Raw genomic sequence first — 22,972 nt, forward strand, 5'->3', positions numbered from 1 at the left:
CACACTCCGGGGGGCACCTCACAGAGCCGGGGCGAAAGTGCCCCGGCCTACGCCTGGGCAGCGTCGTTCAGTTGGCAGCGCCCACGCTTCCCAGCACGACATGCAGCGCATCACCCTGGAGTGCTCCGGATCTCTCTCCACGCTGCCACCACACCGGGGGCACTGCTGCATGACGACTCCCTACGCTGTGACGTCGAACTCCCCCAGCTTGGCACCAGGAAGGAACTGCGCCCACTCCACGGCGGTGAACTCGACCGTCTGGCCGCTCACGGAGTTGCGGACCACCACCTTGCCGGGAACGTTGGTGGCGACCTCGACACAGCGGGGGTCGTTGTTGTTGTACTGGCACGCGCTGGACGTGCGGAACTCGAATTCGGGCACGGTCATGCGTGGTACCTCTCTCTGTTGGAGTGGCGCACTGCACCTGCTGCCCCGCCCCGGCGGGCACTCTGGCTGTCCTAGGGCCGTGATCCACCGGGGCGGGGGTCTCTACTCGGCGCGAACCACCATCGCGAACGACGTACGGATGCGCCGAAAGGCAGCGTGGCCAGACCGGCCGGTGTGACTCATGCACTCCACATCCACAGCCGAACTGTCCGTCGTAGGGGTGGCTTTCCAGTCGCACCACAGGCACTCAGCTTCGAAGGTCACGTCAGTGTTCGGGTGCTCCGTAATGCGGTGCTCCACGTACCGGAATGCCGCCCGCGCCGTCACCGTCGCCCCCGCGTCCTGTGCGGGTGATTCCTGATCTCCACATCCGCATCCGTCGCCGCCGACAAGTCACCCCTGTCCCGCGCCGCCTGCCGCTGAGAGACCAACGCCCCGCACACCTCGCAGCCTGGCGCAGGGTCGGGCGGAGTGCGCGGCAGAGACAGGTGTACCGGGCCACTCATCGTTCTCGGATTACTCACGCTTGCCGCCTCCCTGACTGCCTGTCTTGAGCGCCCGACAAGTGTCGTCCGGCGGGTGGAAAGCGCCTACGTTTATTGGCGTTGTCGGTTAAAGATCACGGCCCAGTCGCTGATGAGTGACCGGAAATCATCGCCCCAGAAGGCGTATCCCTCGTACCTCTCGAAGTCCTCGCGGTAAGCGTTCACGTCCCGGCGGTCTCTGAGCATCAGGGCGCCTGTCCCTGTTTCCACGGTGGCCAGTCGGCGGTCATAGACTGTGAACGTATTGAGGGGCCGCTCCGGAATATGGCCACTCAGCGGGATCACGCCGAGACGCACGTTCGGAATTCGGGAGACGGACACCAGTCGGTCAAGCTGCATGGCCATTGCCAAAGGTGGCAGCAAAGGCCACCTGACGGCCTGCTCCGTGAGAAGGAAGGTGAACCTCTTCTCCGGGTCGACCAGGGCGCTTTGCCGCTCAAGCTTCCTAGCGATGGTCTTGGACTGGTCTCCCGGAACGTCAGCGATGCTCGCACGCACGTAGTCAGGTGTGGCGAGCAAGCCGGTAATCATGGAGAGCAGGAAGTACCGCAACTCTGTGGAAGCTGCTTCGAGTCTGGCTAGTTCATTCTGCTTCTTGTCCAGGCCCCGGCGGCGGGAGTTCCAGTGGTCTTGCCATTCCGTGTTTGCGGATCGGGCAAGGGTGAGGATCTCGGCTGCTAGCGGCCCCTCTGCGCCAAGGGCGTCAAGGATCAGCTCAACGTCGACTATGGCGGGGGTTAGCTTCCCGCTTTCTATGTTGCTGACCTTGGTTTGGCTCATGTTGCAGCGCTTAGCGAGCCGGATTTGAGTCCACCCGGCCCGCTTGCGCTCTTGCTTCAGGACTGCCGCTAGGTCCGCCTTGGACTGACCCAGGGCCTCAGGCTCAAAGGTCAAGGCCCTTCACGTACTCCTCGAAGGGCACCGACTCAGCTACCGCGATCCTCTGGTATTCGATGAACGGTGCCGTATCGCCGTCGTGTATTTCGCGGCTGATCTGCCTGCCGTCCGGGTGGTAGTTCATCAGGACCACTTCGGAATGGTCGAACATCCAGAAGTCCTGCGCTCCCTCAAGAGGGTTCGGCCTGTCTGTGATGTCGAGAATACGGATCTGTTCCCCGGCCAAGGCGTGGGCCCTGTAGTAGTGGTGGAACTCAAACCGCAGGTAGTCGGACAGGGGGCGAGCAACGACGTGGACGCGGCCCTGTGTGCGTCCCTCAGCCGCTTGTCGGCGTAGCCGGTCGGTGTACTCATTCGCCACGGTGCCGGGCTCAATACGAGCACCTGCGCGGAACGCTGCGAACTCCTCTTCTTCCTGCGGCATGAGGTACTGCGGTAGGAGCTCCAGGCGCCATGCCTCCCGTGTGAAGTCCTCGAAGCGCGCCGCCCATGCCTCACCAGCCAAGCGCACGGAAAGCCTCCCTCAGCGTCTCCTCCGGGATCTCTACGAGCCCCTCCCCCTGCGGGGCCGAGAAGGCTTTGGACACGTCGCCCTGGACAACGAACGAGCCGGATGCGGTCCGGTAGACGTTCGGGCAGTCGTCCTTTCCGCACTCGCCGTTCCCGTTGCCGGTCAGTCGGGTCAGTTCCTCACGAGCCATGGTGAAACCCCCTGTCTCGCGCCCCTCGTGGGGCGACATCACGACCGTACGGAGGGCGTGCCGTCGCCGTCCATGCGGCAACACCAATATTTGCGTTGTCGCATAAACCTGTGGCGCTCGCACGGTCCGGACGGCCTCTCCGGGAACGACCTTGGGCACCACGTGGGCAGGTTGGTCACGTGACCAACGCATGACCAACAGCCCCCGGGAACGGGCAGAAACAGCAGGAAAGAAGAGGAGAACGCAGCCTCCAACAACCGCTCCACCGCAGGCGTTTGCGCAGGTCAGGACACACAGAGGCTGGTGCCCGAGTGGAGAGTTCAAGTCCCCCCTCGGACACATAAAGATTGATCAAGCGAAATGCTGGTCGGGATTCATCCCGGCCAGCATTTCGCGTTGTGCGTGCGGGGCGACGGTCAGTTCACGAAACCGCCGACTGTACGGTCCGCACCCGGTCCATCGTGCCGAGGACCGCCGCGATGCCCCGTGCGAGGTAGGGGATCCGGTGTGCCGAGATCCCTGCGATATTGATCCGCCCCGAGGCTGTGCCGTATATGGCGAACTCCTCGCGCAGCTCTCGCATTTGATCCGGCGTGAGCGGCAGCGTGGAGAACATGCCCTTCTGCCGCGCGAGCGGCCGAGCCTGGCCGGCGCACCCCAGGCCGTCCAGGTGGGCGACCAGATCGGCCCGGTTTGCCGTGATTCTGCCGCGCATGACGTCGAGTTCCGACCGCCACGTGGCCCGTAGCCCCTCGTCCTCGAGGATGGTGGTCACCACAGCGGCACCGTGCTCCGGCGGCATGGAGTACAGCGTCCGGGCGATGTTCTGCAGCGAAGTCTCGGCGTGCCGCAGTGCCTGCCCTGACGGGCCGAGGACTACAGCGCAGCCGGTACGGTCGCTGTAGAGGCCGAAGTTCTTCGAACAGCTGACGGCGATCAGCATCTCCGGAACCCGCATCGCCAGCATGCGCGTGGCCCGCAGGTCCGCCTCCAGGCCGTCACCGAGCCCGTGGTACGCGAGGTCGATGAACGGAACCCAGCCGTTGTGCTCGGCCAGCTCGGCCAGGGCCTCCCAGGCTTCGAAGGACAGCTCGACCCCAGAGGGGTTGTGGCAGCACCCCTGAAGCAGGACGACGTCGTCGCGCCGCGCGTCCTGCAGGTCTCGCAGCATGCCCGCCGTGTCCGAGCACCCCTCGGCGTCGAGCCAGCTGTACGTCCGTACGGTCAGTCCGGCGGCTTCGAGAATGGGGCGGTGGTTGACGTAGGCAGGGTCGCTGATCCACACCGTTGCGCCCGGCCGCGTCCGGCGCACCAGGTCGGCCAGCAGCCGCAGCGCTCCGGTGCCCGCGACGGTCTGGACCGCGGCTGCCCGGCCGGCCGTGCCCGCGCCTCCCAGGACCATGGACAGCATCGCGCGGTTGAAGGCGGCGTTGCCCGACAGCCCCCGGTACTCCTTGGACGCGGAACGCTCCGCCAGGCGTATCTCGGCCTCACGGACGGCCGCCATGACGGGGGTGACCCCGGTGTGGTCACGGTAGACGCCGAGCACGAGGTTCAGGCGTTCGGGACGCGTATCGGTGCCGAACTCGGCAGACAGGTCCCACAGCGGGTCGGCAGGCGGGGGAGGGAGAAGCTCAAACATCGGCGGGAACCTTGTGTCGGGGGCGTCGGTTGGAGAGCACGACGCCGGTGGTGAGGACGGGCACGCCGATCAGCACGGCGAGCGTCGGTGACTCGTCCAGCAGCGGGATGGCGAGGAGAACAACGGCAACAGGGCTGAGGCTGCCTATGACGGAACTGCGCTCCGCGCCCAGCCTGCGGATCGCGAACGCGTACAGCAGCCCGGCGCACAGGCCGACCCCCAGCCCCTGTACGCCGAAGAACAGCGCGATGTCGCTTCCCGCCGCGTGCGCGAAGCCGGTGGGAAGTACCCCGGTCACGACCAGGAGCGCCATCACGGCGAACGACGGCAGGCACAGCAGCCCGATCGAGCCGACGGGATCGAGGTCCACCTCCCGCAGTCCCACCGTGTACAGGGCCCACAGCCCGCTTGCGACCAGGAGCACCCCGCAACCGACAAGCACGTCCGCGTCCAGCGCAACCGTGTAGCGCCAGACCAGGATGATGACGCCGACCGCGATCAGGACGAGCCCGGCCGCCTGCGTCCCGCGAGGAACGCCGCGCCCGCTCGCGACCATGAGTGCGGAGACGAAGAGCGGGACCATTCCCGGGATGAGCGAGCCGACGAACGCGGCAGACGTGAGGGAACCGCCGTACATGGCCGCCAGGAAGAACGGCACCCCGGCACCGCAGATGATCTTCATAGCCGTGGCCGGACGCACGGCGGCCAGTCGCCGTCGGCGCCGCCACAGCGCGGGCGCCAGGATCACCAGGGGTGTGCCGAACCGCAGCAGAGCCGCGTCGGCGGGCAGCAGAGTGGAGGCGCTCAGCGCCCGGGCGCTGAGCGCGAACGCGGCCCAGATCGCCACGGTCAGCAGCAGCGCGAGCCCGGCCACCGCATTGGGGGAGAACCGTGGGCCCGCGGTCCGGGCCCTGTCGCCCTCCAGGCTCGCCCCGGAGGGCGCCGCCGCCCCCATGGTGTTCGTCGCGACCAACGAAGTCCTCCAGTCTCTGACCTTTCGACGGGCACGAAACGGCCACGCCGTACCTGGCCGAGAACCGGCCCCGCCCCGCTGAGCAACGCTAAGCCAATCAGCGAGGCAGCCGATTGCTTCTTCTGCCTCTCAGGCCTACGTTCGGGGCAGGATCTGCCAAGGAGTGAACGATGGACGCTGTCGACCTACTGATCATCCGTGAGTTGCAGGCGGACGGACGGCTGTCCAACCAGGACCTCGCCGACCGGGTGCGCCTGTCTCCCTCTCCCTGCTTGCGACGGGTACGTCGGCTCGAACAGGCCGGGCTCATCCGTGGCTACACGGCCATGGTCGACCAGGTCGCCTTCGGGCTCCCGATCACCGTCTTCGTACGGGTCCGCCTGGAACGCCACACTGCCGAGGCCGTCAACGTGTTCGAGGAACACGTCGGGCGCATCGAGCACATCCAGGACTGCTACCTGATGGCGGGAAGCAGTGACTACCTGCTCAGAGTCGTCATCGAGAGCCTCGAGGCGTACGAAGTCCTGGTGCGCACCCGGATCCACGCCATCCCCGGCATTTCCTCGATCGAATCGAGTTTCGCGTTCGGCAGCGTGAAGCAGTCCAGGACATACCCCAGCCCCGCCACGCGACCTGTTTGAGCGGTCGTAGCTTTTCAGCCCCGTTTGACGAGTGCACCTCAATACCTGGCCTCCGTCGCTAGCGTCGTACTCGACCACTCGACGTACGCCATCAACTCCCGTCGTGCAGGCGCCGCGCAGCGGGAAGGCCATTCGTTACAGGGGAGAAACAGTGATCATCCGCACAGCAATGCGACGGGCGGCGATCGCCGCAGTCGTCACGGGGTTAGCCGTATCCGTCCTCGGGAACAGCCCGGCGCAGGCCGCGCAGCCCGCGCCCGCCGAGGACAAGGCACTGATCGAAGCCGCCCGGACCTACTTCGCCGGTGAGAACGCGATCACCGTGGAGGGCGGTGCTACGGCCGCCAGCGCGACCCGCAAGGCCGAGGATCTCAAGGTGGCCGAGGCGTTCCGCGCCGTACGGGACGACCGGATGGAGGCCCGCGAGCAGCTGCTCGGCATCAACGAACTGGCCGGCGTGCGCTACTCGGGTGTCGATACCGAGCTCACCCCGGTCGGCTCTGTCCGCACCCAGGGCGACACCGCACGCCTCAGCGTGCGTGAGCACACGGAGTACACCTTCGCGGGCAGCAAGGACGAGCCGTACAGCTACACCGTGCGGCACAACCTGTCCTTCGTCCGCACCGACGGGGACTGGGCCCTCTCCAAGATCTCCACGCTGGACGGCCCGGCGAACCTGTCCACGCCGGAGAAGCTCGACCCGGCCGAACTGAGCGCCGCCCGGAAGGCGGCCAAGGAGCTTCGCGCCGAGGCCGCCGAGGGAGAGGGGAAGATCACCGATCCGGCGAAGAAGGCGTCCGCAGGGACCGGGGTCCGCCCGGCGGCGGCGTACGACTACAGCGCGATGGTGGCCTTCGCCACCAAGTACGCCGAACCGGAGCCGGAGGACAACGTCCCCTACGACCGGGACGAGAACGACTGCACCAACTTCATCTCGCACGCCCTCAAGGCCGGCGGCTGGGAGCGGGTCCTCGGCTGGTACCGGAGCGACTCGGTCTGGTGGTACACGGGCAACCCGTGGCCGCTCCCGCCGCACAGCTACACCTGGGGCGGGGCGCCCAACTGGCAGCGTTTCGCGCGGGACGAGTCGGAGCGGGTGTACGAGTTGTCCGGCCCCTCCAGTCTCGCGATCGCGGACGTGGTCCAGTTCGAGATCTTCGGCTACAGCGACCCCGGTCAGCCGGGCCACACCATGATGGTCACGGACTTCACGGACGACTGGATGCCGAAGATGAGCTACCACTCCACGGACACGCTCAACAGGCCGCTCAGCGAGATCATCGCGGAGCACAGCGACGGTGAGAAGTTCTGGTACTTCCGTACCTGAGACCGGCGTTGCGTGCGTCGCGGTGGCCGCTGCTACGGCTCGGTCACCGCGGCGCGCAGCTGCTCCCGCTCCACCGCGCCCTTCCCGCCGTCGGCGCACTCCAGCGTCACGCGGCCGTCGTCGCCGAGCGGCAGCGCCTGCTCCGGGGCGAAGTGGAAGAGGTGCTCCCCCTCCTTGGCGGGACGTTCCGCCGGGTCGAGCAGCAGAACGTATCGGCCGGGATCGGGGAGCTGGACCTCAGCCGTCGGGTACCACACGGTGACCCGGCCCGAGGACGGCACACCGGTGCCGTCCGCCAGCGCACCGTCGACGTCGAACCGGAAGGCGGAGCTCCTGGTGACCCCGTCGTCCACCGCGATACGTCCGGCGCGCAGCGTCCCGTACACCGGCCGGTAGCCCTGCTCCTGCCGGTCTCTGATCTTCTGCGCCGCCGTCCGAAGGCAGTCGGCCGAGGCGGTCGGGGCCGGTTCGTCGTCCCCGAAGAGGCCTCCGAGCACCGTGGGGACCACGACTGCGGCGGCGACGATCGCGGCGGTGGCCGTCGCCACGGCAAGGCGGCGGCGCAGCAGCCCCCGACGGGCGCGGGCGGTGAAGGCCGTACCGGGTGCGGCGGCCCGGCCCTCCGGCTCTGCGGCGGCCATCAGCAGTAGCCGCACCTGCTCTTCCTCCGGAAGCTGCTGGTCAGTCATCGGCGGAACCCCTCTCCCGGTCGGGTACGGACGCGGTGACGAACCCTTTGTCGCGCAGGGCGGCCAGGGCGCGGGCGGCACGGCTCTTCACCGTGCCCGGCGAGCAGCCCAGCACGTCGGCGATCTCCCGCTCGGTCAGCTGGTGGTAGAAGCGCAGCACGAGGACGGCCCGCTGGGCGGGAGAAAGGGTCTGCAACAGCTCGCGTACGGCGACCGCGGTCGTCACCTGGTCCTCGTGGCCCGGGCGAGGAATCTCCGGCATTCGCTCGGCAGGGATTTCCGCGTGCCAGTGCCTGCGGCGGTCCTTGATCAGCAGCCGGACCATCGTGGTGCGGGTGTACGCCTCGGCCGCGTCGAGGCGCCCGATCCGGTGCCAGGCGCGGTACGTACGCAACAGCGCCTCCTGTGCCAGGTCCTCGGCCCGCGAACGGCCGCCGCCGGTCAGCAGCGTGGCCGTACGCAGGAGCGAGCCGTAGCGCGCGGCCATGAAGGCCGTGAACGCCTCATCCCTGCCGTTCCGCATCCCTTCGCCTCTCACTCGCCGCCACAGGCCACCCTCACCATGTCAGAGGCCCCGGGGGTGAGACGAGGTTCCATGGCGTTCCGTGGCGCCGCGGCAGCCGTCCGGCCAACAGGCGTGCGGAATAAGCCATTTCCGAAACCATTGAGCGTTTCTGGAGCGGGTGTGAAGAGTCCTGCCATCATCGGACGGTGCTCCGTTGGTCGTGACATGACACGTACGAGGAGGGGGACTCTCTTGAGACGAAGATTAGGCACGGTGCTGCTCTCGGCAGTACTGCTGGTCGGCGGGACGACCGCCGTACCGGCGTCCGCCGAGCCGGCACCGGACGGCGATGCGCGTACCGCGGCCTGCAAGGCCCAGCCGGACCGGGGGGTGCGCTGTGTGGGCGTCACCGCCAAGTTCAACCACAAGATCTCCCAGGGCCGTTCGGCCGCCCTCTCGGTGAAGCTGGATCCCCGGATCGACATACCCGGCGCCCGTGTGGAGATCGACCTCCCCGCGGCCCTGCGTTTCGCCGGGGACCCGGACGGCTTCGAGGTCTCGCGCCACTCCTCCGCGCTGCCGGCCAACGGCGGTTCGGTCACCACAGCCGTACGCACCGTCGATCTGACGGCCGGGCGCAAAACGTCCTACTCCCTGCCGGTCGAGGCTGTGGCCGGCGGCGAACTGTCGGTACGCGTACGGGTGCTGCCGCCCAAGGGCTACGGCGTGGGCATCGAAGAGCCCGTCCTGGCCACGGTCGGTGAGGACCAGGCGTCCTCGCGTCTCGGCCTCGCCAAGGGCCCCTTCGAGGCCTCGGCCGTCCCCGAGGACGCCAAGCCCACCGCGCCCACCGAGCTGTCCGCCGAAGGACTCGGCACCGAGGGCCTCGCCGAGCCGCACTCCGACGACCCTGCGGCCGCCGAGGGACAGGGCGTCGGCGCACAGGCGCTGACCTGCGTACGCGGCTCCTTCAACTATCAGGACGCCGGAGGCGCCTGGCGCAACTCGGCCAACCTCCAGGTCCAGGTCTGGGACGAGGACCCGGCCAACAGTGACGACCTCCTGACCGTCGGCCTCACCGACGACAACGGCGCCTACCGGCTGTGCTTCGACAACAGCACCGACGCACGCGGCGGCCAGGACGTCTATCTCGTGTTCGTCACGCAGAACGGCCAGTGGGGCGTCGAGCGCGACGATGACGACGAATACGAGTTCCGCAGCGGACAGCGCGACAACCTCGGCGACGGCACCACCACCGACTTCGGCGCCCTGCACCCCACCGATGCCCGCCTGCACGGCTCGCTCCGCGCCTACAGCTGGGCCAATGCCGCCTCGGCGTGGACGCCCGGTGACTGCTGGGACTCCAAGGACACCGACTGCCGTCGCATCGACATCAACTGGCACCCGGACGACGACCCGGGCGGCTCCTTCTACCGCCCCGGCGAGGACGAGATCTACCTCGTGCCGCAGGACGCCGACGACCGCAATGTCGTCGCCCATGAAATCGGCCACGCGGTGATGGACGACGTCTACGACGACAACACCTTCGACACCCAGTGCCCGTCCCCGCACATCATCACCCGGACCTCCAGTCGGCCCTGCGCATGGTCGGAAGGGTTCGGCGACTGGTACGGCGTGGCGGTCTTCAACGATCCGGTCTACGTCGACGGGGGCGTATCACCCTTCACCGTCGACTTCGAGAACCACACCTGGGGAACGGCCGGCTGGGACAACGGCGACGCCGTCGAGGGCCGGGTGGCGGGCGCGCTCTGGGACCTGGTCGACGGCGTCGGCGAGGCCCCCTGGGACCAGTACGGGGAGGGCCTGACCAACGTCTGGAACACCTTCCTCAACCACCGGGACACCACCTTCCAGGAGTACTGGAACCACCGGGCCGGCGACGGCCACGAGGTGGGCGCACCGGCGCTCGGCAGCCTCTTCCAGAACACCGTCGACTACGGCTTCCGCAACCCGCTCACCAACCACGTCCCGCTCGAACGCCCCACCCCCGAGCCGGACCACAACTACCGCTTCGACACAGTGATGCGCTTCTGGTCCGTCGTCGCAGTGCGCCCTCCGGCCACCGCGGACTACGACCTGTCGCTGTACGACGACCAGGCCCAGAACCAGCTGCTGGGCTTCAGCGGGCAGGCGGCCGGTGTCACCGACTTCGTCGCGGTGAACTCCAACCGCCGCGAGGCGGGCGACTACTACCCGCGGGTCAGCGACGTCAGCGGCACCGGCGACTACCGGATCGAGGCCGACGAGACCGAGGGCATCTTCAGCGGCTCTCCGACCGTCACCCTCGGCGCGGGCCGACTCGCCGCCGTCTGGGACATCTGCCTGACGGCGGGCGAGAAGGCGACGTACACCGTGACTCCGTCCGGTACGGGTCAGGACGCGGAGCTCTTCGTCTTCGACGCGGACCGGACCGGGGCCGACAACGTCGACTCCCGTTCCGGGGCTGCCGAGAGCGGTACGGCGGGCGGCCCCGGCCAGCCGGAGTCGGTCGCGGTCACCCTGCCGGAGGGCTGCCACGGTCTGGTGGTCGTCAACAAGGCGGGCAGCGGTACGTACACGCTGACCAAGTCCTGACCTTCACTCTGTACGCGAGGTTAGGCACCGGCACATGAAGGAAGGGACGGGCGTACGGAACCGGAAGGTCCCGTGCGCCCGTCCCATTCACATGCGTACCGCCCTGACCGCCCCGGCCCTGCTGATGGCTCTCCTGGCATTCGGCACGTCCTGCGCCGGCCCCCAGAGCCCCGCGGCCCCGGAGCCGCCCTCGGTCGGGCCCGCCGAACTCCTGGTCGGTGTACGGGAGATCCCCGGCACCCCGTCCCCGCAGATCCTGCGCGGCCTGCCCCGGCTCTCGCTCTACGGCGACGGCCGGGCGATCACGCCTTCCGGCCGCACGGGCGCCCTGCAGACGGCCACGGTCCGCCGCCTGACAGGCGAGCGGGTACGAGACCTGTACAGGGACGCGTATGCGACGGCCCGTACTGCCGTCGAATCGCCGGAGGTGGTCGACGGGGGAGTGCTTGCGCTCACGGTTGCCGAAGCGCGACGTACCGGCGCGTCGCGGCCCGAGCCCGACGCGGCGGAGCTGCCCCTCCAGGCGGACGAGATCGCGGAATTCCGCGCGCGGACGGACCCGGCGAAATGGCCGGACACGGCCTTCGAGAGCGGACCGCGCCCCTACACACCGGCCTCGCTGGCCGTCTTCGCGACGCCGGTCGAGGGCGGGGACGAGGACGCAGAGCCGGTCGTCTGGCCGTATGACGATCCGGGCCTCACCGGCATGCCCACCCGCGAGGGCCAGTGCACGGCCCTCGCCCCGGATGCCAGCCGCGCCGCCCAGCGCCTGGCCCGCGCCGCCACCCCGGAAACCCTGTGGCGTGCCCCGGGCGGTCGTACGTACCACCTCGACTTCCGCCCACTGCTGCCGGACGAGACGGGCTGCGGAGATCTGGGACATCCTGGCGCCTGAGCTCCTCACCCGCCTCACGGAACACTGCCGGATCCCTTGACGCGCCCTTCCGGCCCTCACATACTGGCGGCCAAATCGATTTGGCCGAATCGATTTGGTCCCCCGTCCAGGGCCGGATCTCGGCTGAAACCGGAGCGAGCCGAACGGAGCTCGAACGTGTCCAGTCCCCGCCCCATGCCCACCAGCGCCACCCAGCCCACCCACCCCGTAGACGAATCCCGCCCGCTCAGCAGGATTCTGCTCTTCGGCATCCAGCACGTCCTCGTCATGGCCGCGACCCCCATCTCGGCGATCTTCCTGATGAGCGCCACGCTCCATCTCGACCCCGGCCTCACCGTCAATCTGCTCTCGGCGGCCTTCGTGCTCTCCGGAGCCGGCTCGCTGATCCAGTCGCTGGGGCCATGGAAATTCGGGCCCAAGCTGCCGTTCGTCATGCTGCCCGGCGGCGCCCCGCTCATCCTCTTCCTGGCCATCGCCGAGCAGCACGGCCTCCGGACCGCGAGCGGCGCGGTGATCATCACGGCCGCCTTCTACTTCGTCGTGCTGCCCGTCTTCTCGCGGCTGCTCAAGTTCTTCCCCGCCCTCGTCATCGGCACGATGATCGTCATCGTCGGCGTGAATCTGGTGAAGGTCGGCGCGGTACTGGTCACCGGACGGCCGGGGGAGCCCGGCTTCGCCGACACCACCAACCTGATGCTGGGCATGGCGACGATCGGTTTCACCGTCGCCTTCTATCTGGTGTTCACCGGTGTGCTGCGGCAACTCGCGGTCATGCTCGGGCTGATCGCAGGCACCGCTCTGGCCTTCGTGCTCGGCAGTGTCGACTTCGGGCGGGCAGCCGAGGGCGGACTCGTCAACGTCCCGCAGTTGATGCCGTTCGGCTCGCCCGAGTTCAACCTGATCGCCGCGCTGCCGCTGATGCTGTACAGCCTCGCCTCCATGGCGGAGGCGACCGGACAGACCGTGATCAACGCGGAAGCCGTCGGCAAGGACATCGACAAGCGCACCGATGTGCCCAAGACCATCCGCGGTGACGCCGCCACGTCCCTCTTCGGCGGGTTTTTCGGGCTGCCGCTGATGGTGACGAGCGGCGAGAACATCGGGATCGTACGAGTCACCGGCGTACGCAGCCGCTACGTCACTGCCGCCGCGGGCGTCGTGCTCATCGCCATCGGCTTCCTCGCGCCGGTCACGCGCGCCATCAGCGTGGTCCCGTCGGCCGTCGTCGGCGGAACGGCCATGGTCGTCTTCGCCGTGATCACCGTGCTCGGCGTGCAGATGCTCGGGCGGTCCGACCTCGACCGGCACACCAGCACCTTCATCTGCGCCGTCGCGCTGGCCCTGGGGCTTCTGCCCATCCTGATTCCCGGTGTGTACGGCGGCTTCCCGCCGAACGCCCGCATCCTCCTCGAAAGCGGCGTCGCAGTCGGAGCCTTCGTCGCCGCCTTCCTCAACGTCCTCTTCCATCACGTGCGGCCGCGGCTGTCGCGCACATCCACCCGGTCCGCCGAACACGCCACCGCCCCCGTCGACGAGGGCGAACCCCGCGACGCCGTCCCGCATGCCTGATCCGGCACGAGACCTGTCGCGAAACCTGTAACGAAAGAGATCGATGACCGACCTGACTCCCGACCTTCTCGGGGCCGATGTGCTGCTCCTCGTACCCGACGCGGTACTGACGCCCGACGGCCTGATGGACGGATACGCGGCCGTGGTCGCCGAAGGTGCCTTCGCCTCCGTCGGACGGGCCGGACAACTGGAGCGGACCTACCCGCACCTGGTTCCCGTCCGGCTCCCCGGCCACGTACTGATGCCCGGATTCGTCGACGCCCACCACCACTTGACGCAGAGCTTCGGCTCGGCGCTGGCCTTCGGTGAGCCCTCCGAGATCTTCCGCCGGGTATGGGTCCCCCTGGAGGGCGCCCTCGACGAGGAGTCGGCGTACGCGGCGGCGAAACTGGCGGCACTGGAGTCGCTGCGCGGCGGATTCACCACCGTCGCCGACGCGGGCACCCGTGCGGCCGTCGACCTGGAGGCGGTGGCCTCGGCCACCCGTGACGCCGGGATCCGCTGCGTGCTCGGGCTCGTCTGCAACGACGCCGACACCGGCACCGCTTCTGCTCTGCCCAACGCCGAGAAGCACCTTGCCCGTTACGCCGACGACGACCTGGTCCACCCGTCGCTCGCGATCTCCATACCGGAGGCCGCGACCGCGGACACCCTGCGCGACACCGCCCGGCTGGCCGCCGAGGCGGGGGCCGTCGTCCAGATCCATGTCAACGAGCATCTCGCGGGCGTGGAGCGTTCTTTCGTCGGCCACGGGATGCGCCCCTTGGAGTATCTGTATCAAGTGGGCGCCCTGGGACCGCAGTTGCTGGCCGCTCACGCCACCCTCCTCACCCCCGCCGAACTGACCCTGCTCGCCGACACCGGAACCGCCGTGAGCTACAACCCCGTAGCCAGCGCCTGGAAGGGCAACGCGGTGGCCCCGGCGACCACCATGGCCGAACGCGGGATCCGCTTCGGACTGGGTACGGACGGCACCCGCGGCGACGCGTTCCGCCTGGTCGAGGCCGCCGAGTTCGCCCAGCGCATCACGTACGGCCTGGCCACCGGCGACTCGTCCTGCGGCGCCGGCTGGACCTGGCTGGAGCGCGGGGGCCCGGGAGGCGCCGACGCCGTCGGCCTCGGAGCCCGTACCGGCCGGATCGCCGACGGCCTGGCAGCCGACTTCCTCCTCGTCGACGTCAGCGGCCCGGAAATGCAGCCGACCTGGGACCTGCCGTGGGAGCTCGTACGGCGCGGCAACCGCGACCAGATCAGCGCCGTGTTCGTCGCCGGGCGGCTGCGCCTGTGGCGCGGATGGCCGGTCGACTGGGACGGCCCGGCTTTCGTACGGCGGGCGGCCGAACTGGGCAGGGAGGCGGTACGGCGGGCCTCGGTGACCCGCGTCCACCCCACATCCACCGAGGCACGGGCACAGGCACAGGCACAGGCACAGGCGCGGAGCGCGGCACGATGAGCACCGAAACGGTGGCCGTCCTCGCCGTCGTAGTGGCGACCGCCGCGTTCGTCCAGGGAACCAGCGGGCTCGGATTCGCACTGATCGTCGCGCCCGTGGCCGGACTCCTCGATCCCGGCCTGCTCCCGGTGTTCGTCCTCGCGTCGATGATTCCGCTCAATGTGTACGTCGCCTGGCGCGAGCGCCACTCCCTCGATCTGCGCGGAGCGGGCTGGATCACGGCAGCGCGGCTGGCGGCGACCCCGGGCGGGCTGCTCCTGCTCTGGGCGGTGCCCGACGACAGCCTGGGCCTTGTCGTCGGGGCGGCGACCGTGCTGGCAGCGGCCGTGAGCCTGGCGGCGCCCGCGTTCACGCCCGGCCGGGCGGCGTATCTCGGGGCCGGGGTCGTCACCGGGCTCACGGAGACCGCGACGGGCGTCGGCGGCCCGCCGCTGGCCCTGGTCTACCAGCACCGCCCTCCGGCGGAGCTGCGGTCCACGGTCGCCGTGTGCTTCCTCGTCGGGGAGGTCGCCTCGCTCGCGCTGCTGTTCGCGACGGGGGAGGGCAGTCCGGCGCAGCTGGGCTGGGCCGCGCTGCTGCTGCCCGCCCTCGCCGCCGGGGCGTGGCTGAGCCGGCTCGTGCACCACCGGATCGACGCCGCGAAGATGCGCCCGCTCGTCCTGGTCTTCGCCCTCGTCTCCGGGGCGGTGCTCATCCTGGCTCCGTGACACCGGCCCGCAGTGAAGAGGCCCGGGCGACGATGCGCGGCGCGGGCGCGGGCACCGCGTCCGCGGTCGCGGCGGCGGGCTCGGTCAGGCGGTGGAGCAGCAGCTCCACCGCCTCGGCGGCTGCCCGGTCCAGTTGCAGGTCGACGGCGGTGAGCGGTGGCTCGCAGGTCCGGGCCCGCAGCCCGTCGTACCGGGTGACCACCATGACGTCGTCCGGGATCCTCCGGCCGCTGTCGTGGATCGCGCGTACGGCGCCCACCGCGAAGGCGTCCACGAGCGCGCAGACTGCGTCGACCTCCGGGTGCTCGGCCAGCAGGGCCGCGCAGCGGTCGTACCCGGCCTGTTCGCCGCCCTCCTCCGGGGCGGTGACGGTGAGCGGCGCCCAGCCGTGCTCGGCGGCGGTGCGCTCGAACGCGGCGCGGGCGTCGACGGCGGAGTGGCGCGCGCCCGCGCCGATCAGCAGCGCGGGGTGGCGGGCGCCCTGCTCGCGCAGGTGGGCCAGGAGCAGCTCGGCGACCGGCCCGCCGTGCAGGTCGACGTACGGGGCGTCGTCGCCGGGCGACGGTGACACCTGCCGGCCGAGTGCGACGTACGGCAGACCGCGCTCGCGCAACTGCGCCACGGCCACGTCGTTCTCGTCGGGCTCGACGACGATCGCGCCGTCGATGTCCACGGAGTACAGGGCCGAGCCGGACTGGACCGGCGGTACGAGTACGAGTGCGTAGTCGTGCAGCAGGGCCGTCTCCGCGGCCGAGGCGGCGACCTCCATGTAGAAGCCGAGCCGGGAGGGCCCGCCGGCCACTGCGAACGGCATGGAGGAGGCGAGCGCGATCGCCTTCGCCTGGCCGCGGCGCAGACGCTGGGCACGCAGATTCGGCCGGTAACCGAGCTCGGCGGCGGCCTTCTTGATACGTTCGCGGGTCCGGGGGTCGACCTTGCCGAGTCCGTTGAGCGCATGGGACACGGTCGTCCGCGACACCGATGCGGCCCTGGCGACGTCGGAGATCGTCGGCGGCCGGGTGGGGGAACCGGGACTGGCCATCGGGCAGACGCTCCTCGCGCACTCACGCACTCATGACGGGACGGGTGACAGTCACATCTTCGCCGACCTGTGCCGTCTGCCTCCAGTCTTCACCTTCTTGCTCCCTGTGGCAGCCATTACGCCTTCATATCGAAGGGAAGTTGGCGCTTCGCACCACTGGACCATCTGTTAATCTGCCCGCTCCTGGATGTTCGGCCACAGTCCCTCTCCCCCCAAGCGCCCTGTGTACGCCGGGTGCAGCGAGGTGTCTCGTACGTGTACAGCACTCCGTTTTCCCCCGTAGAGGCCAGATCCGCCCGGGCCCGCATGGGCCTGACCACGGCTCAGGTCGCCCACTCCATGGCCGCATGCGGCGCCCCCGTCCACCCGGACCTGATCGCCGCCTGGGAGCAGGGCACCCATGTGCCGTCGGAGCCTCAGCTCTTCGCCCTGGCCGATGTCCTGTGGTGCACCTCCACGACGCTGATGGGCGTCGAACCACGGACGCTCGCCGAGCACCGGCTGGCCCGGCAGCTGAGCGTGGAGCGGGTCGCGTACCGGATCGGCATGGACGCGGCCGACTACCGGGCGGCGGAGGCGCGGCAGCAATGGGGAGGAGACCCCCGGCAGACCCGGGCTCTGGTGGAGATCCTGGGGCTGTCCCTGCGGCATCTGGTCGGAATCATGGGCCGGGTCGACGAGTTGGCCGGGCATCTGCGCGCGGCGATCGACGGACGCTGGAAGGTGTACGTCGTGCCGGTCGCGGAGATCGTCGCGGTCAACGAGACCCGGGTCGGCGACGCGCTGCGCGAGATGCACGCGGAGTTCGCCGAGTTCTCCGAGCGCTACATGGGGCACCTGGTGGGCCGCAACGACGACGCCCGGCTGAAGGAGGTCGCGGCGGAGCGCTCCGCGTATCTGCGGCGGCTGGTGGACCACTTCTGGGAGCTGATCGGCGAGGCGGGGGACGTGCCGCCGTTCAATGCGGTGGGCGACTGAGCGGGCGGACGGCGTGGAGCCCCGGCGTGCAGCGCCCGGCGTACGGCGGTCGCGGGCCGGTGAGGGAGTGGATGTCCCTCCCGGCCCCGCAACAGCCACCGGCGCGGCTCAGCGGGCGGCCGCACCGGTGTACGGATCCGCCGAACCGCCCTCCTCGATGTCGTCCCAGTCGATCTCCGTCGTCTTGCGGCGCGTGAAGACGTTGAAGAAGAGATTCAGGACGATGGCGGTCAGGCCGCCCAGCGTGATCCCGCTGTCGAGGACCGCCCGGACGTCGTCCGGCATCCCGTCGAAGAAGGGCGCGACCGTGGTCGGCAGCAGCGCGGCGCCGAGGCTGACCGCCAGGATCAGAGCGTTGCGCTCCTCGCGCAGATCGACCTTGCCCAGGATCTGGATGCCGACCGCCGCCACCATGCCGAACATCGAGATCGCCGCGCCCCCGAGCACCGGGTGCGGAATTGCGGCGACCAGGCTGCCCGCTTTCGGCAGCACTCCCAGGACGATCATGAAAACGCCGGCCGCTACGACGACGTACCGGCTCATGATTCTCGACATCCGCACAAGGCCGATGTTTTCCGCGAATGCCACATAAGGGAACGAATTGAGGACGCCGCCGAGCACGGTGGCGAAGCCGTCGGCGCGCAGGGCCCTGGCCACCGTGTCGCTGTCGACCTTCTTGCGGGTGATCTCCCCGATGGCATAGACGTCGCCGGTGGTCTCCACCATCGTGATCAGCATGACGACGGTCATGGCGATGATCGGCAGCAGCTCGAACTCGGGCATGCCGTAGTGGAACGGTGTGGTGACCCCGAACCAGTCGGCGTCCTTCACCGCGCCGAAATGCGCGTCGCCGAACATCCAGGCCACCGCCGTACCGAGGACCAGTCCCATCAGCACGGCCAGGCTGCTCAGGAACGGCTTGCCGACCCGGACCACGGCCAGGATGAAGACCAGAGTGCCGAGGGCGTACGCGAGGTTCTTCGGATCCCCGTACGCGGGCTCGCCGATGAGATGCGCCCCGCCGGCCGCGTCCTGCAGGCCCACCGGGATCAGCGTGAGGCCGATGATGGTGAGAATCGTGCCGATGACGACCGGCGGGAAGTACTTCACCAGCTTGCTGAAGAACGGTGCGAGTAGGAACGTCGCCATACCGGCCGTGATCACCGCACCGTAGACGACGAGCAGCCCCGCGGTGCCGCCGCCCGCCCCCAGGCCGATGGCGACCATGGGCGAGACCGCGGTGAAGGTGACGCCCTGGACCAGCGGCAGTCTGGCGCCCACCTTCCATATGCCGAGGGCCTGGATGATCGTGGCGACGCCGCAGGTCAGCAGGTCCGCGTTGATCAGGTAGACGAGCTCCTGCTCGGACAGCCCGAGGGCGTTTCCGAGGAGAACAGGGACGATCACCGCTGCCGCGTAGAACGCGAGGATGTGCTGGAATCCGTAGAGGGTGAGTTTGGGGAGGGGGAGCAGCTCGTCGACGGGATGGGGCCGCTGTCGGGGGAGCTGCCGGGAGGACTGCCGGGAATCTCGTGCCATCTCTGCCTTGCCTTCGCGCGAGGTAGGTGATTGAGAGGAGACCGCCGCCTTCGAGTCCCGGATGGCGGGACGAGGGGCCGATCGGCTCGTACGGAGCCGACGTCTGGCGGAGTTGCCGACACCACGTCGCCCTGCACTGACTATTTGTGTCCTGGATTGGCAGGACATCCTTCGATCGGCACAGCGAAGCCCTATTTATTCATGGGATACGCAGGTGTATTCGATCGGAGCGTTCACCTTAGAGCAACCTTGTCATTCCTCGCGAGTAACCTGCGGCCCTTGGCATCGGACAGCCCCCGCGCCAGATTCCTGACGCAGTGTCAGAGCCTGACTACCGGGGAGTGACTGCCGATGACCACGAGCGCGGATCCTTCCGGACGCCCCTCCCGCAGACAGGTGCTGTACGGAACGGGGGCCGGGCTCGCCGTCGGCCTGCTGCCCGGCCCCGTGGCTGCAGCCGCTCAGCCCGCCCGGGCGGAGCAGGACGTGCCGGTTCTCGGCGAGTACGACGTCGTGGTGGTCGGCGCCGGGGCGGCGGGGATGACGGCCGCCCTGACCGCCGCCGAGCGGGGGCTGAGCTGCGTCGTCGTCGAGAAGGCACCGACGTACGGAGGGTCGGCCGCCCGGTCCGGCGCCGGCATCTGGATACCGAACAACCCGGTGATCCTCGCCGCCGGAGTGCCGGACACCCCGGCGAAGGCCGCCGCCTACCTCGCCGCGGTGGTCGGCGACGACGTGCCCGCGGACCGGCAGCAGGCCTTCCTCGCCCACGGTCCCGCCATGATCTCCTTCGTCATGGACAACAGCCCGCTCACCTTCCGGTGGGGGTACAGCGACTACTACCGTTCCTCTGGACTGAGCAGGAGTGAATCTGCTCAGCCGCACGCCCCGAACGGTCTTGGGCGCACTGGTCCCCGGCGTACTCAACCCCGGGGCGGTGACACGCATCCTGTGCGTGGTCCGGGCCCGGGAGGTCGGTTCCCTGCGCGATCTGGCCAAATGGGTACGGCCAGAGGCGACGGGGAGGCCCTGAACCATCACTCCGGTGGAGCAGGGGCCCCGCACGCTGGCGCCGTACCCGGCGTCCCAGATCACACGATCACGTTAATCCGGACGGCCCAGGAGGCCGCAAGCCCGGAAGCCGACCATCACACGATCGAGTTAAACCGCCCTAGTGCACGCTCCCCGGCAAGCAGCTGACGACCCCTCACCATGGGCCAGTCGCTGGCCGCCGGGCTGCTCGCCGCCCACGTGCCGGTCTGGCTGAACACCCCACTGACCGATCTGCGCATCGAGAACGGCGCCGTCACCGGGGTGACGGTGACACGGGACTCGAGCACAACGCCGCCATGCGCGAGCAGTACCAGCAGCAGCCCATCGGCACCGACTGGACCGTCGGCGCCAAGGAGAACACCGGCGACGGCATCCGGGCGGGCCAACGGGCCGGGGCCGCACTCGACCTGATGAACGACGCCTGGTGGGGACCGACGATCCCACTGCCCGGCCAGCCGTACTTCTGCCTGGCCGAACGCACGCTGCCCGGCGGGCTCCTCATCAACGCCGCCGGGGCGCGCTTCGTCAATGAGGCCGGCCCGTACAGCGATGTCGTACACACCATGTACGAGCGTGACGCGACCGATCCGGACATCCCGGCCTGGCTGATCGTCGACCAGAACTACCGCAACCGCTATCTCTTCAAGGACGTCGCGCCGACGCTGCCGTTCCCGGCCGCCTGGTACGAATCCGGGGCCGTGCACAAGGCATGGACCCTGGATCTCCTGGCCCGGCGGATCGGCGTTCCGGGGGCCGCCCTGCGCGCCACCGTCGACCGATTCAACGGCTTCGCGCGAAGCGGGGCGGATTCCGACTTCCGCCGTGGCGACAGTGCGTACGACCACTACTACACGGACCCCGGAATCCACCCCAGCTCATGCCTGGCTCCGCTGTGGCTGGCTCCCTTCTACGCGTTCAAGATCGTCCCTGGTGACCTCGGCACCAAGGGCGGAATGCGCACTGACGCCCGCGCCTGGGTGCTGCGGGCCGACGGCACTGTCATTCCGGGGCTCTACGCCGCCGGGAATGCCAGCGCCGCCGTCATGGGCCACAGCTACGCGGGCGCGGGTTCGACGATCGGGCCTGCCATGACCTTCGGCTACATCGCGGCCCAGGACCTGGCGGCGCAGTAGACGCGGCTCGGCAGATGCGGCTCAGTGCGGAGGCGGCTCAGGAGAGGGAGACCCGGTACTTGGCGAGGGCTTCCGGCACGGGCTGGTAGAACGTCGTACCGCCGACGGAGCAGTTGCCGCTGCCGCCGGAGGTGATGCCGAGCGCCTTCGTGCCGTCGTACAGGGCGCCGCCGGAGTCGCCCGGCTCGGCGCACACGTTGGTCTGGATCATGCCGCGGACGGTGCCGCCGCCGCTGTAGTGGACGGTGACGTTGAGCGCGGTGACCGTTCCGCTCTTGGTGCCGGTGGTGGAACCGCTGCGCTTGACCGACTCGCCGACGAAGGCGTTGGCGGCGGTGAATCCGCCCGGGTGGCTGAGCGAGGCATTGTCGTAGCGGACCAGCGCGTAGTCGTTGCCGGGGAAGCTGGAGCCCACGGTGGGGCCGATCAGCGTGCTCTGGGCGGAGTTGGCGTACCAGGTCTTGACGACGTTGCCGCAGTGACCTGCGGTGAGGAAGTAATGGGTGCTGCCGCTGACGACGTTGAAGCCGAGCGAACAGCGGTAGCCGCTGCCGTAGATGGCGTCGCCGGGCCCGAGGAGCCGGGTGAACTTCCCGGCGGTGCGCTCGATCCGCAGCGCGCCCGCGTCGGCGCCCGCCGCCTTCCTGAGCTTCGAGAGGCCGGCCGCGGACACGGTGCTGTCGGCGGTCACGACGACCCGGCCGCTCTCCCGGTCCACGTGCCATGTGGTGCCGCCGACATCGGCGTTGAGTACGGCCCGGTCGACCTCGGCGAGCTGGGTGGCGCTGAAGGTGCGGGAGGCTGCTGCCTGGGCCTGCGGCAGGGTGACGGCGGTGGCCGTCAGCAGGCCGGCGGCGACGGCGGCGACGGCGGCGAGAGTGGCGAGCGTGGTGCGTCTCGCTGTGCCGGTGCGGGAAGTGGTGCGCGTGATCCTCACTGGTCTCCTCCTAGGAGCGTCGGGGCCCGGGGGGTGAGGGGCCCTGTGAGGCGCGTCAGGGGACAGCGGTGGCGTGTCCCTGACAGGCGCTGCGCCGAGTATTGAGGAGGCGGCTCGGTGTGCACAAGACCGGCGGCCGTCTCTCAAGTGGGCGGTACGCACGCCTCGTCCGGCCGGCTCCGGGCGTACGCGAGGTACCCTGCGCCGATGTCAACGATCAAGGTTTTGATGATGTGCGGCAGCGTCCGGGCGGGTTCGGTCAATGAGGCGACGCTCAGGACCGCGATGGCGGTCACGCCCGAGGGCGTAACGGCCACTCTCTACACGGGACTTGGCACATTGCCGCACTTCAACCCCGACGACGACCACGCCCCACTGCACCCCGCCGTCGCCGACCTGCGCGCGCGGATCGGGGCCGCGGACGCGCTGCTGTTCTGTACGCCGGAGTACGCGGGCGCTCTGCCCGGTTCGTTCAAGAACCTGCTCGACTGGACGGTCGGCGGCGTGGAGATCGGCGAAAAGCCGTGCGCGTGGATCAACGTCTCCAGCGCGCCCACCGGCGCGGTCTCCGCACACGAATCACTGCGCCGGGTGCTCGGTTACACCGGCGCCCGCATTGTCGAGGACGCCTGCGCTCGCATTCCCGTGCCCCGCCAGGCTGTCGGCGCCGACGGGCTCGTACATGATCCGGAACTGCGCGGTGAAATTCTGACGAAGCTCACCGCGCTGACAGAGCACGCCACTTCCCTTGATCGCCACTGAAC

21 protein-coding genes and 1 pseudogene are annotated in these 22,972 nt (G+C 69.3%); 11 read left to right on the forward strand and 11 right to left on the reverse strand.

The features are described from left to right. Positions 1-180: 180 nt before the first annotated feature. The 6 genes from J7I98_RS18525 to J7I98_RS18550 all read right to left on the reverse strand — a co-directional run bounded on the left by J7I98_RS18525 (position 181) and on the right by J7I98_RS18550 (position 5,145). Positions 181-387: a DUF397 domain-containing protein gene (locus J7I98_RS18525; RefSeq protein ID WP_214921851.1), complete on the reverse strand. Its 207-nt coding sequence runs from the start codon at positions 385-387 to the stop codon at positions 181-183. A gap of 596 nt (positions 388-983) precedes the next feature. Beyond that, a complete protein-coding gene (locus J7I98_RS18530) occupies positions 984-1,826 on the reverse strand; it encodes a helix-turn-helix transcriptional regulator (RefSeq protein WP_214921852.1) in 843 nt (280 codons plus the stop codon). Next, a complete protein-coding gene (locus J7I98_RS18535; RefSeq protein ID WP_214921853.1) occupies positions 1,816-2,340 on the reverse strand; it encodes a DUF6879 family protein in 525 nt (174 codons plus the stop codon). The genes J7I98_RS18530 and J7I98_RS18535 overlap by 11 nt, the downstream gene beginning before the upstream one ends. Beyond that, positions 2,324-2,530: a hypothetical protein gene (locus tag J7I98_RS18540; protein WP_214921854.1), complete on the reverse strand. Its 207-nt coding sequence runs from the start codon at positions 2,528-2,530 to the stop codon at positions 2,324-2,326. The genes J7I98_RS18535 and J7I98_RS18540 overlap by 17 nt, the downstream gene beginning before the upstream one ends. A gap of 421 nt (positions 2,531-2,951) precedes the next feature. Further along, positions 2,952-4,172 (reverse strand): aromatic amino acid transaminase, encoded by a 1,221-nt coding sequence (locus tag J7I98_RS18545; RefSeq protein ID WP_214921855.1) that lies wholly within the window; start codon positions 4,170-4,172, stop codon positions 2,952-2,954. After that, a complete protein-coding gene (locus tag J7I98_RS18550; protein WP_251020841.1) occupies positions 4,165-5,145 on the reverse strand; it encodes a DMT family transporter in 981 nt (326 codons plus the stop codon). The genes J7I98_RS18545 and J7I98_RS18550 overlap by 8 nt, the downstream gene beginning before the upstream one ends. Positions 5,146-5,315: 170 nt before the next feature. Here J7I98_RS18550 and J7I98_RS18555 point away from each other — a divergent pair, with 170 nt between their 5' ends. Further along, on the forward strand, positions 5,316-5,786 hold the full coding sequence (locus tag J7I98_RS18555) for an Lrp/AsnC family transcriptional regulator (RefSeq protein WP_214921856.1): 471 nt from the start codon (positions 5,316-5,318) through the stop codon (positions 5,784-5,786). A gap of 151 nt (positions 5,787-5,937) precedes the next feature. Further along, the gene (locus J7I98_RS42265; RefSeq protein ID WP_214921857.1) at positions 5,938-7,113 is read left to right on the forward strand and encodes an amidase domain-containing protein; all 1,176 of its coding nucleotides are present in this window, start codon (positions 5,938-5,940) and stop codon (positions 7,111-7,113) included. Between the two features lie 32 nt (positions 7,114-7,145). Here J7I98_RS42265 and J7I98_RS18565 read toward each other — a convergent pair whose 3' ends face one another. After that, positions 7,146-7,802 (reverse strand): hypothetical protein, encoded by a 657-nt coding sequence (locus J7I98_RS18565; protein ID WP_214921858.1) that lies wholly within the window; start codon positions 7,800-7,802, stop codon positions 7,146-7,148. Next, positions 7,795-8,325, reverse strand: coding sequence for a SigE family RNA polymerase sigma factor (locus tag J7I98_RS18570; RefSeq protein WP_214921859.1), 531 nt, complete (start codon positions 8,323-8,325; stop codon positions 7,795-7,797). Before J7I98_RS18570 ends, J7I98_RS18565 begins: the two co-directional genes overlap by 8 nt. Positions 8,326-8,559: 234 nt before the next feature. Between J7I98_RS18570 and J7I98_RS18575 the strand changes: the two genes are divergently transcribed. From J7I98_RS18575 to J7I98_RS18595, 5 genes are all read left to right on the forward strand, one after another. After that, a complete protein-coding gene (locus J7I98_RS18575) occupies positions 8,560-10,902 on the forward strand; it encodes a hypothetical protein (protein WP_214921860.1) in 2,343 nt (780 codons plus the stop codon). A 91-nt stretch (positions 10,903-10,993) separates the two neighbouring features. Beyond that, entirely contained in the window at positions 10,994-11,797 is an 804-nt protein-coding gene (locus J7I98_RS18580; RefSeq protein ID WP_214921861.1) for a hypothetical protein, read from the forward strand. A 156-nt stretch (positions 11,798-11,953) separates the two neighbouring features. Continuing rightward, complete coding sequence (locus J7I98_RS18585; RefSeq protein ID WP_308377854.1) at positions 11,954-13,366, forward strand: uracil-xanthine permease family protein; 1,413 nt, start codon at positions 11,954-11,956, stop codon at positions 13,364-13,366. Between the two features lie 43 nt (positions 13,367-13,409). After that, positions 13,410-14,819, forward strand: coding sequence for an amidohydrolase family protein (locus J7I98_RS18590; RefSeq protein WP_214921862.1), 1,410 nt, complete (start codon positions 13,410-13,412; stop codon positions 14,817-14,819). Continuing rightward, complete coding sequence (locus J7I98_RS18595) at positions 14,816-15,526, forward strand: sulfite exporter TauE/SafE family protein (protein ID WP_214921863.1); 711 nt, start codon at positions 14,816-14,818, stop codon at positions 15,524-15,526. Before J7I98_RS18590 ends, J7I98_RS18595 begins: the two co-directional genes overlap by 4 nt. Here the strand turns inward: J7I98_RS18595 and J7I98_RS18600 are convergent. Next, positions 15,510-16,568, reverse strand: a complete 1,059-nt coding sequence (locus J7I98_RS18600; protein ID WP_214921864.1) for a LacI family DNA-binding transcriptional regulator — start codon at positions 16,566-16,568, stop codon at positions 15,510-15,512. The two genes, J7I98_RS18595 and J7I98_RS18600, sit on opposite strands and share 17 nt — an antisense overlap. A 255-nt stretch (positions 16,569-16,823) precedes the next feature. On the opposite strand from J7I98_RS18600, the gene J7I98_RS18605 reads away from it, so the two are divergent. After that, the gene (locus J7I98_RS18605; protein WP_214921865.1) at positions 16,824-17,546 is read left to right on the forward strand and encodes a helix-turn-helix domain-containing protein; all 723 of its coding nucleotides are present in this window, start codon (positions 16,824-16,826) and stop codon (positions 17,544-17,546) included. Positions 17,547-17,654: 108 nt separating this feature from the next. Here J7I98_RS18605 and J7I98_RS18610 read toward each other — a convergent pair whose 3' ends face one another. Then, the gene (locus J7I98_RS18610; protein WP_214921866.1) at positions 17,655-19,085 is read right to left on the reverse strand and encodes a nucleobase:cation symporter-2 family protein; all 1,431 of its coding nucleotides are present in this window, start codon (positions 19,083-19,085) and stop codon (positions 17,655-17,657) included. Positions 19,086-19,436: 351 nt separating this feature from the next. Between J7I98_RS18610 and J7I98_RS41115 the strand changes: the two genes are divergently transcribed. Beyond that, positions 19,437-20,285, forward strand: coding sequence for an FAD-dependent oxidoreductase (locus J7I98_RS41115; protein WP_285438048.1), 849 nt, complete (start codon positions 19,437-19,439; stop codon positions 20,283-20,285). After that, a pseudogene (locus J7I98_RS18620) lies at positions 20,286-21,271 on the forward strand (FAD-binding protein); the annotation flags it as partial. 37 nt (positions 21,272-21,308) lie between these two features. Here J7I98_RS18620 and J7I98_RS18625 read toward each other — a convergent pair. Beyond that, positions 21,309-22,208, reverse strand: a complete 900-nt coding sequence (locus tag J7I98_RS18625; protein WP_214921867.1) for a S1 family peptidase — start codon at positions 22,206-22,208, stop codon at positions 21,309-21,311. A 207-nt stretch (positions 22,209-22,415) separates the two neighbouring features. On the opposite strand from J7I98_RS18625, the gene J7I98_RS18630 reads away from it, so the two are divergent. Continuing rightward, positions 22,416-22,970, forward strand: a complete 555-nt coding sequence (locus tag J7I98_RS18630; protein ID WP_214921868.1) for an NADPH-dependent FMN reductase — start codon at positions 22,416-22,418, stop codon at positions 22,968-22,970. Positions 22,971-22,972: the final 2 nt, after the last annotated feature.

The sequence above is a fragment of the Streptomyces sp. ISL-98 genome (assembly GCF_018614055.1).
GTDB classification, from domain to species: domain Bacteria; phylum Actinomycetota; class Actinomycetes; order Streptomycetales; family Streptomycetaceae; genus Streptomyces; species Streptomyces spiramyceticus.

What these genes read in the sequence shown, in the direction of transcription:
- J7I98_RS18540 (WP_214921854.1), bottom strand. Translation starts at nt 2,530, where the DNA reads ATGGCTCGTGAGGAACTGACCCGACTGACCGGCAACGGGAACGGCGAG.
- J7I98_RS18545 (WP_214921855.1), bottom strand. Translation starts at nt 4,172, where the DNA reads ATGTTTGAGCTTCTCCCTCCCCCGCCTGCCGACCCGCTGTGGGACCTG.
- J7I98_RS18630 (WP_214921868.1), top strand. Translation starts at nt 22,416, where the DNA reads ATGTCAACGATCAAGGTTTTGATGATGTGCGGCAGCGTCCGGGCGGGT.
- J7I98_RS18610 (WP_214921866.1), bottom strand. Translation starts at nt 19,085, where the DNA reads ATGGCACGAGATTCCCGGCAGTCCTCCCGGCAGCTCCCCCGACAGCGG.
- J7I98_RS18525 (WP_214921851.1), bottom strand. Translation starts at nt 387, where the DNA reads ATGACCGTGCCCGAATTCGAGTTCCGCACGTCCAGCGCGTGCCAGTAC.
- J7I98_RS18580 (WP_214921861.1), top strand. Translation starts at nt 10,994, where the DNA reads ATGCGTACCGCCCTGACCGCCCCGGCCCTGCTGATGGCTCTCCTGGCA.
- J7I98_RS18600 (WP_214921864.1), bottom strand. Translation starts at nt 16,568, where the DNA reads ATGGCCAGTCCCGGTTCCCCCACCCGGCCGCCGACGATCTCCGACGTC.
- J7I98_RS18565 (WP_214921858.1), bottom strand. Translation starts at nt 7,802, where the DNA reads ATGACTGACCAGCAGCTTCCGGAGGAAGAGCAGGTGCGGCTACTGCTG.
- J7I98_RS41115 (WP_285438048.1), top strand. Translation starts at nt 19,437, where the DNA reads ATGACCACGAGCGCGGATCCTTCCGGACGCCCCTCCCGCAGACAGGTG.
- J7I98_RS18595 (WP_214921863.1), top strand. Translation starts at nt 14,816, where the DNA reads ATGAGCACCGAAACGGTGGCCGTCCTCGCCGTCGTAGTGGCGACCGCC.
- J7I98_RS18555 (WP_214921856.1), top strand. Translation starts at nt 5,316, where the DNA reads ATGGACGCTGTCGACCTACTGATCATCCGTGAGTTGCAGGCGGACGGA.
- J7I98_RS18570 (WP_214921859.1), bottom strand. Translation starts at nt 8,325, where the DNA reads ATGCGGAACGGCAGGGATGAGGCGTTCACGGCCTTCATGGCCGCGCGC.
- J7I98_RS18590 (WP_214921862.1), top strand. Translation starts at nt 13,410, where the DNA reads ATGACCGACCTGACTCCCGACCTTCTCGGGGCCGATGTGCTGCTCCTC.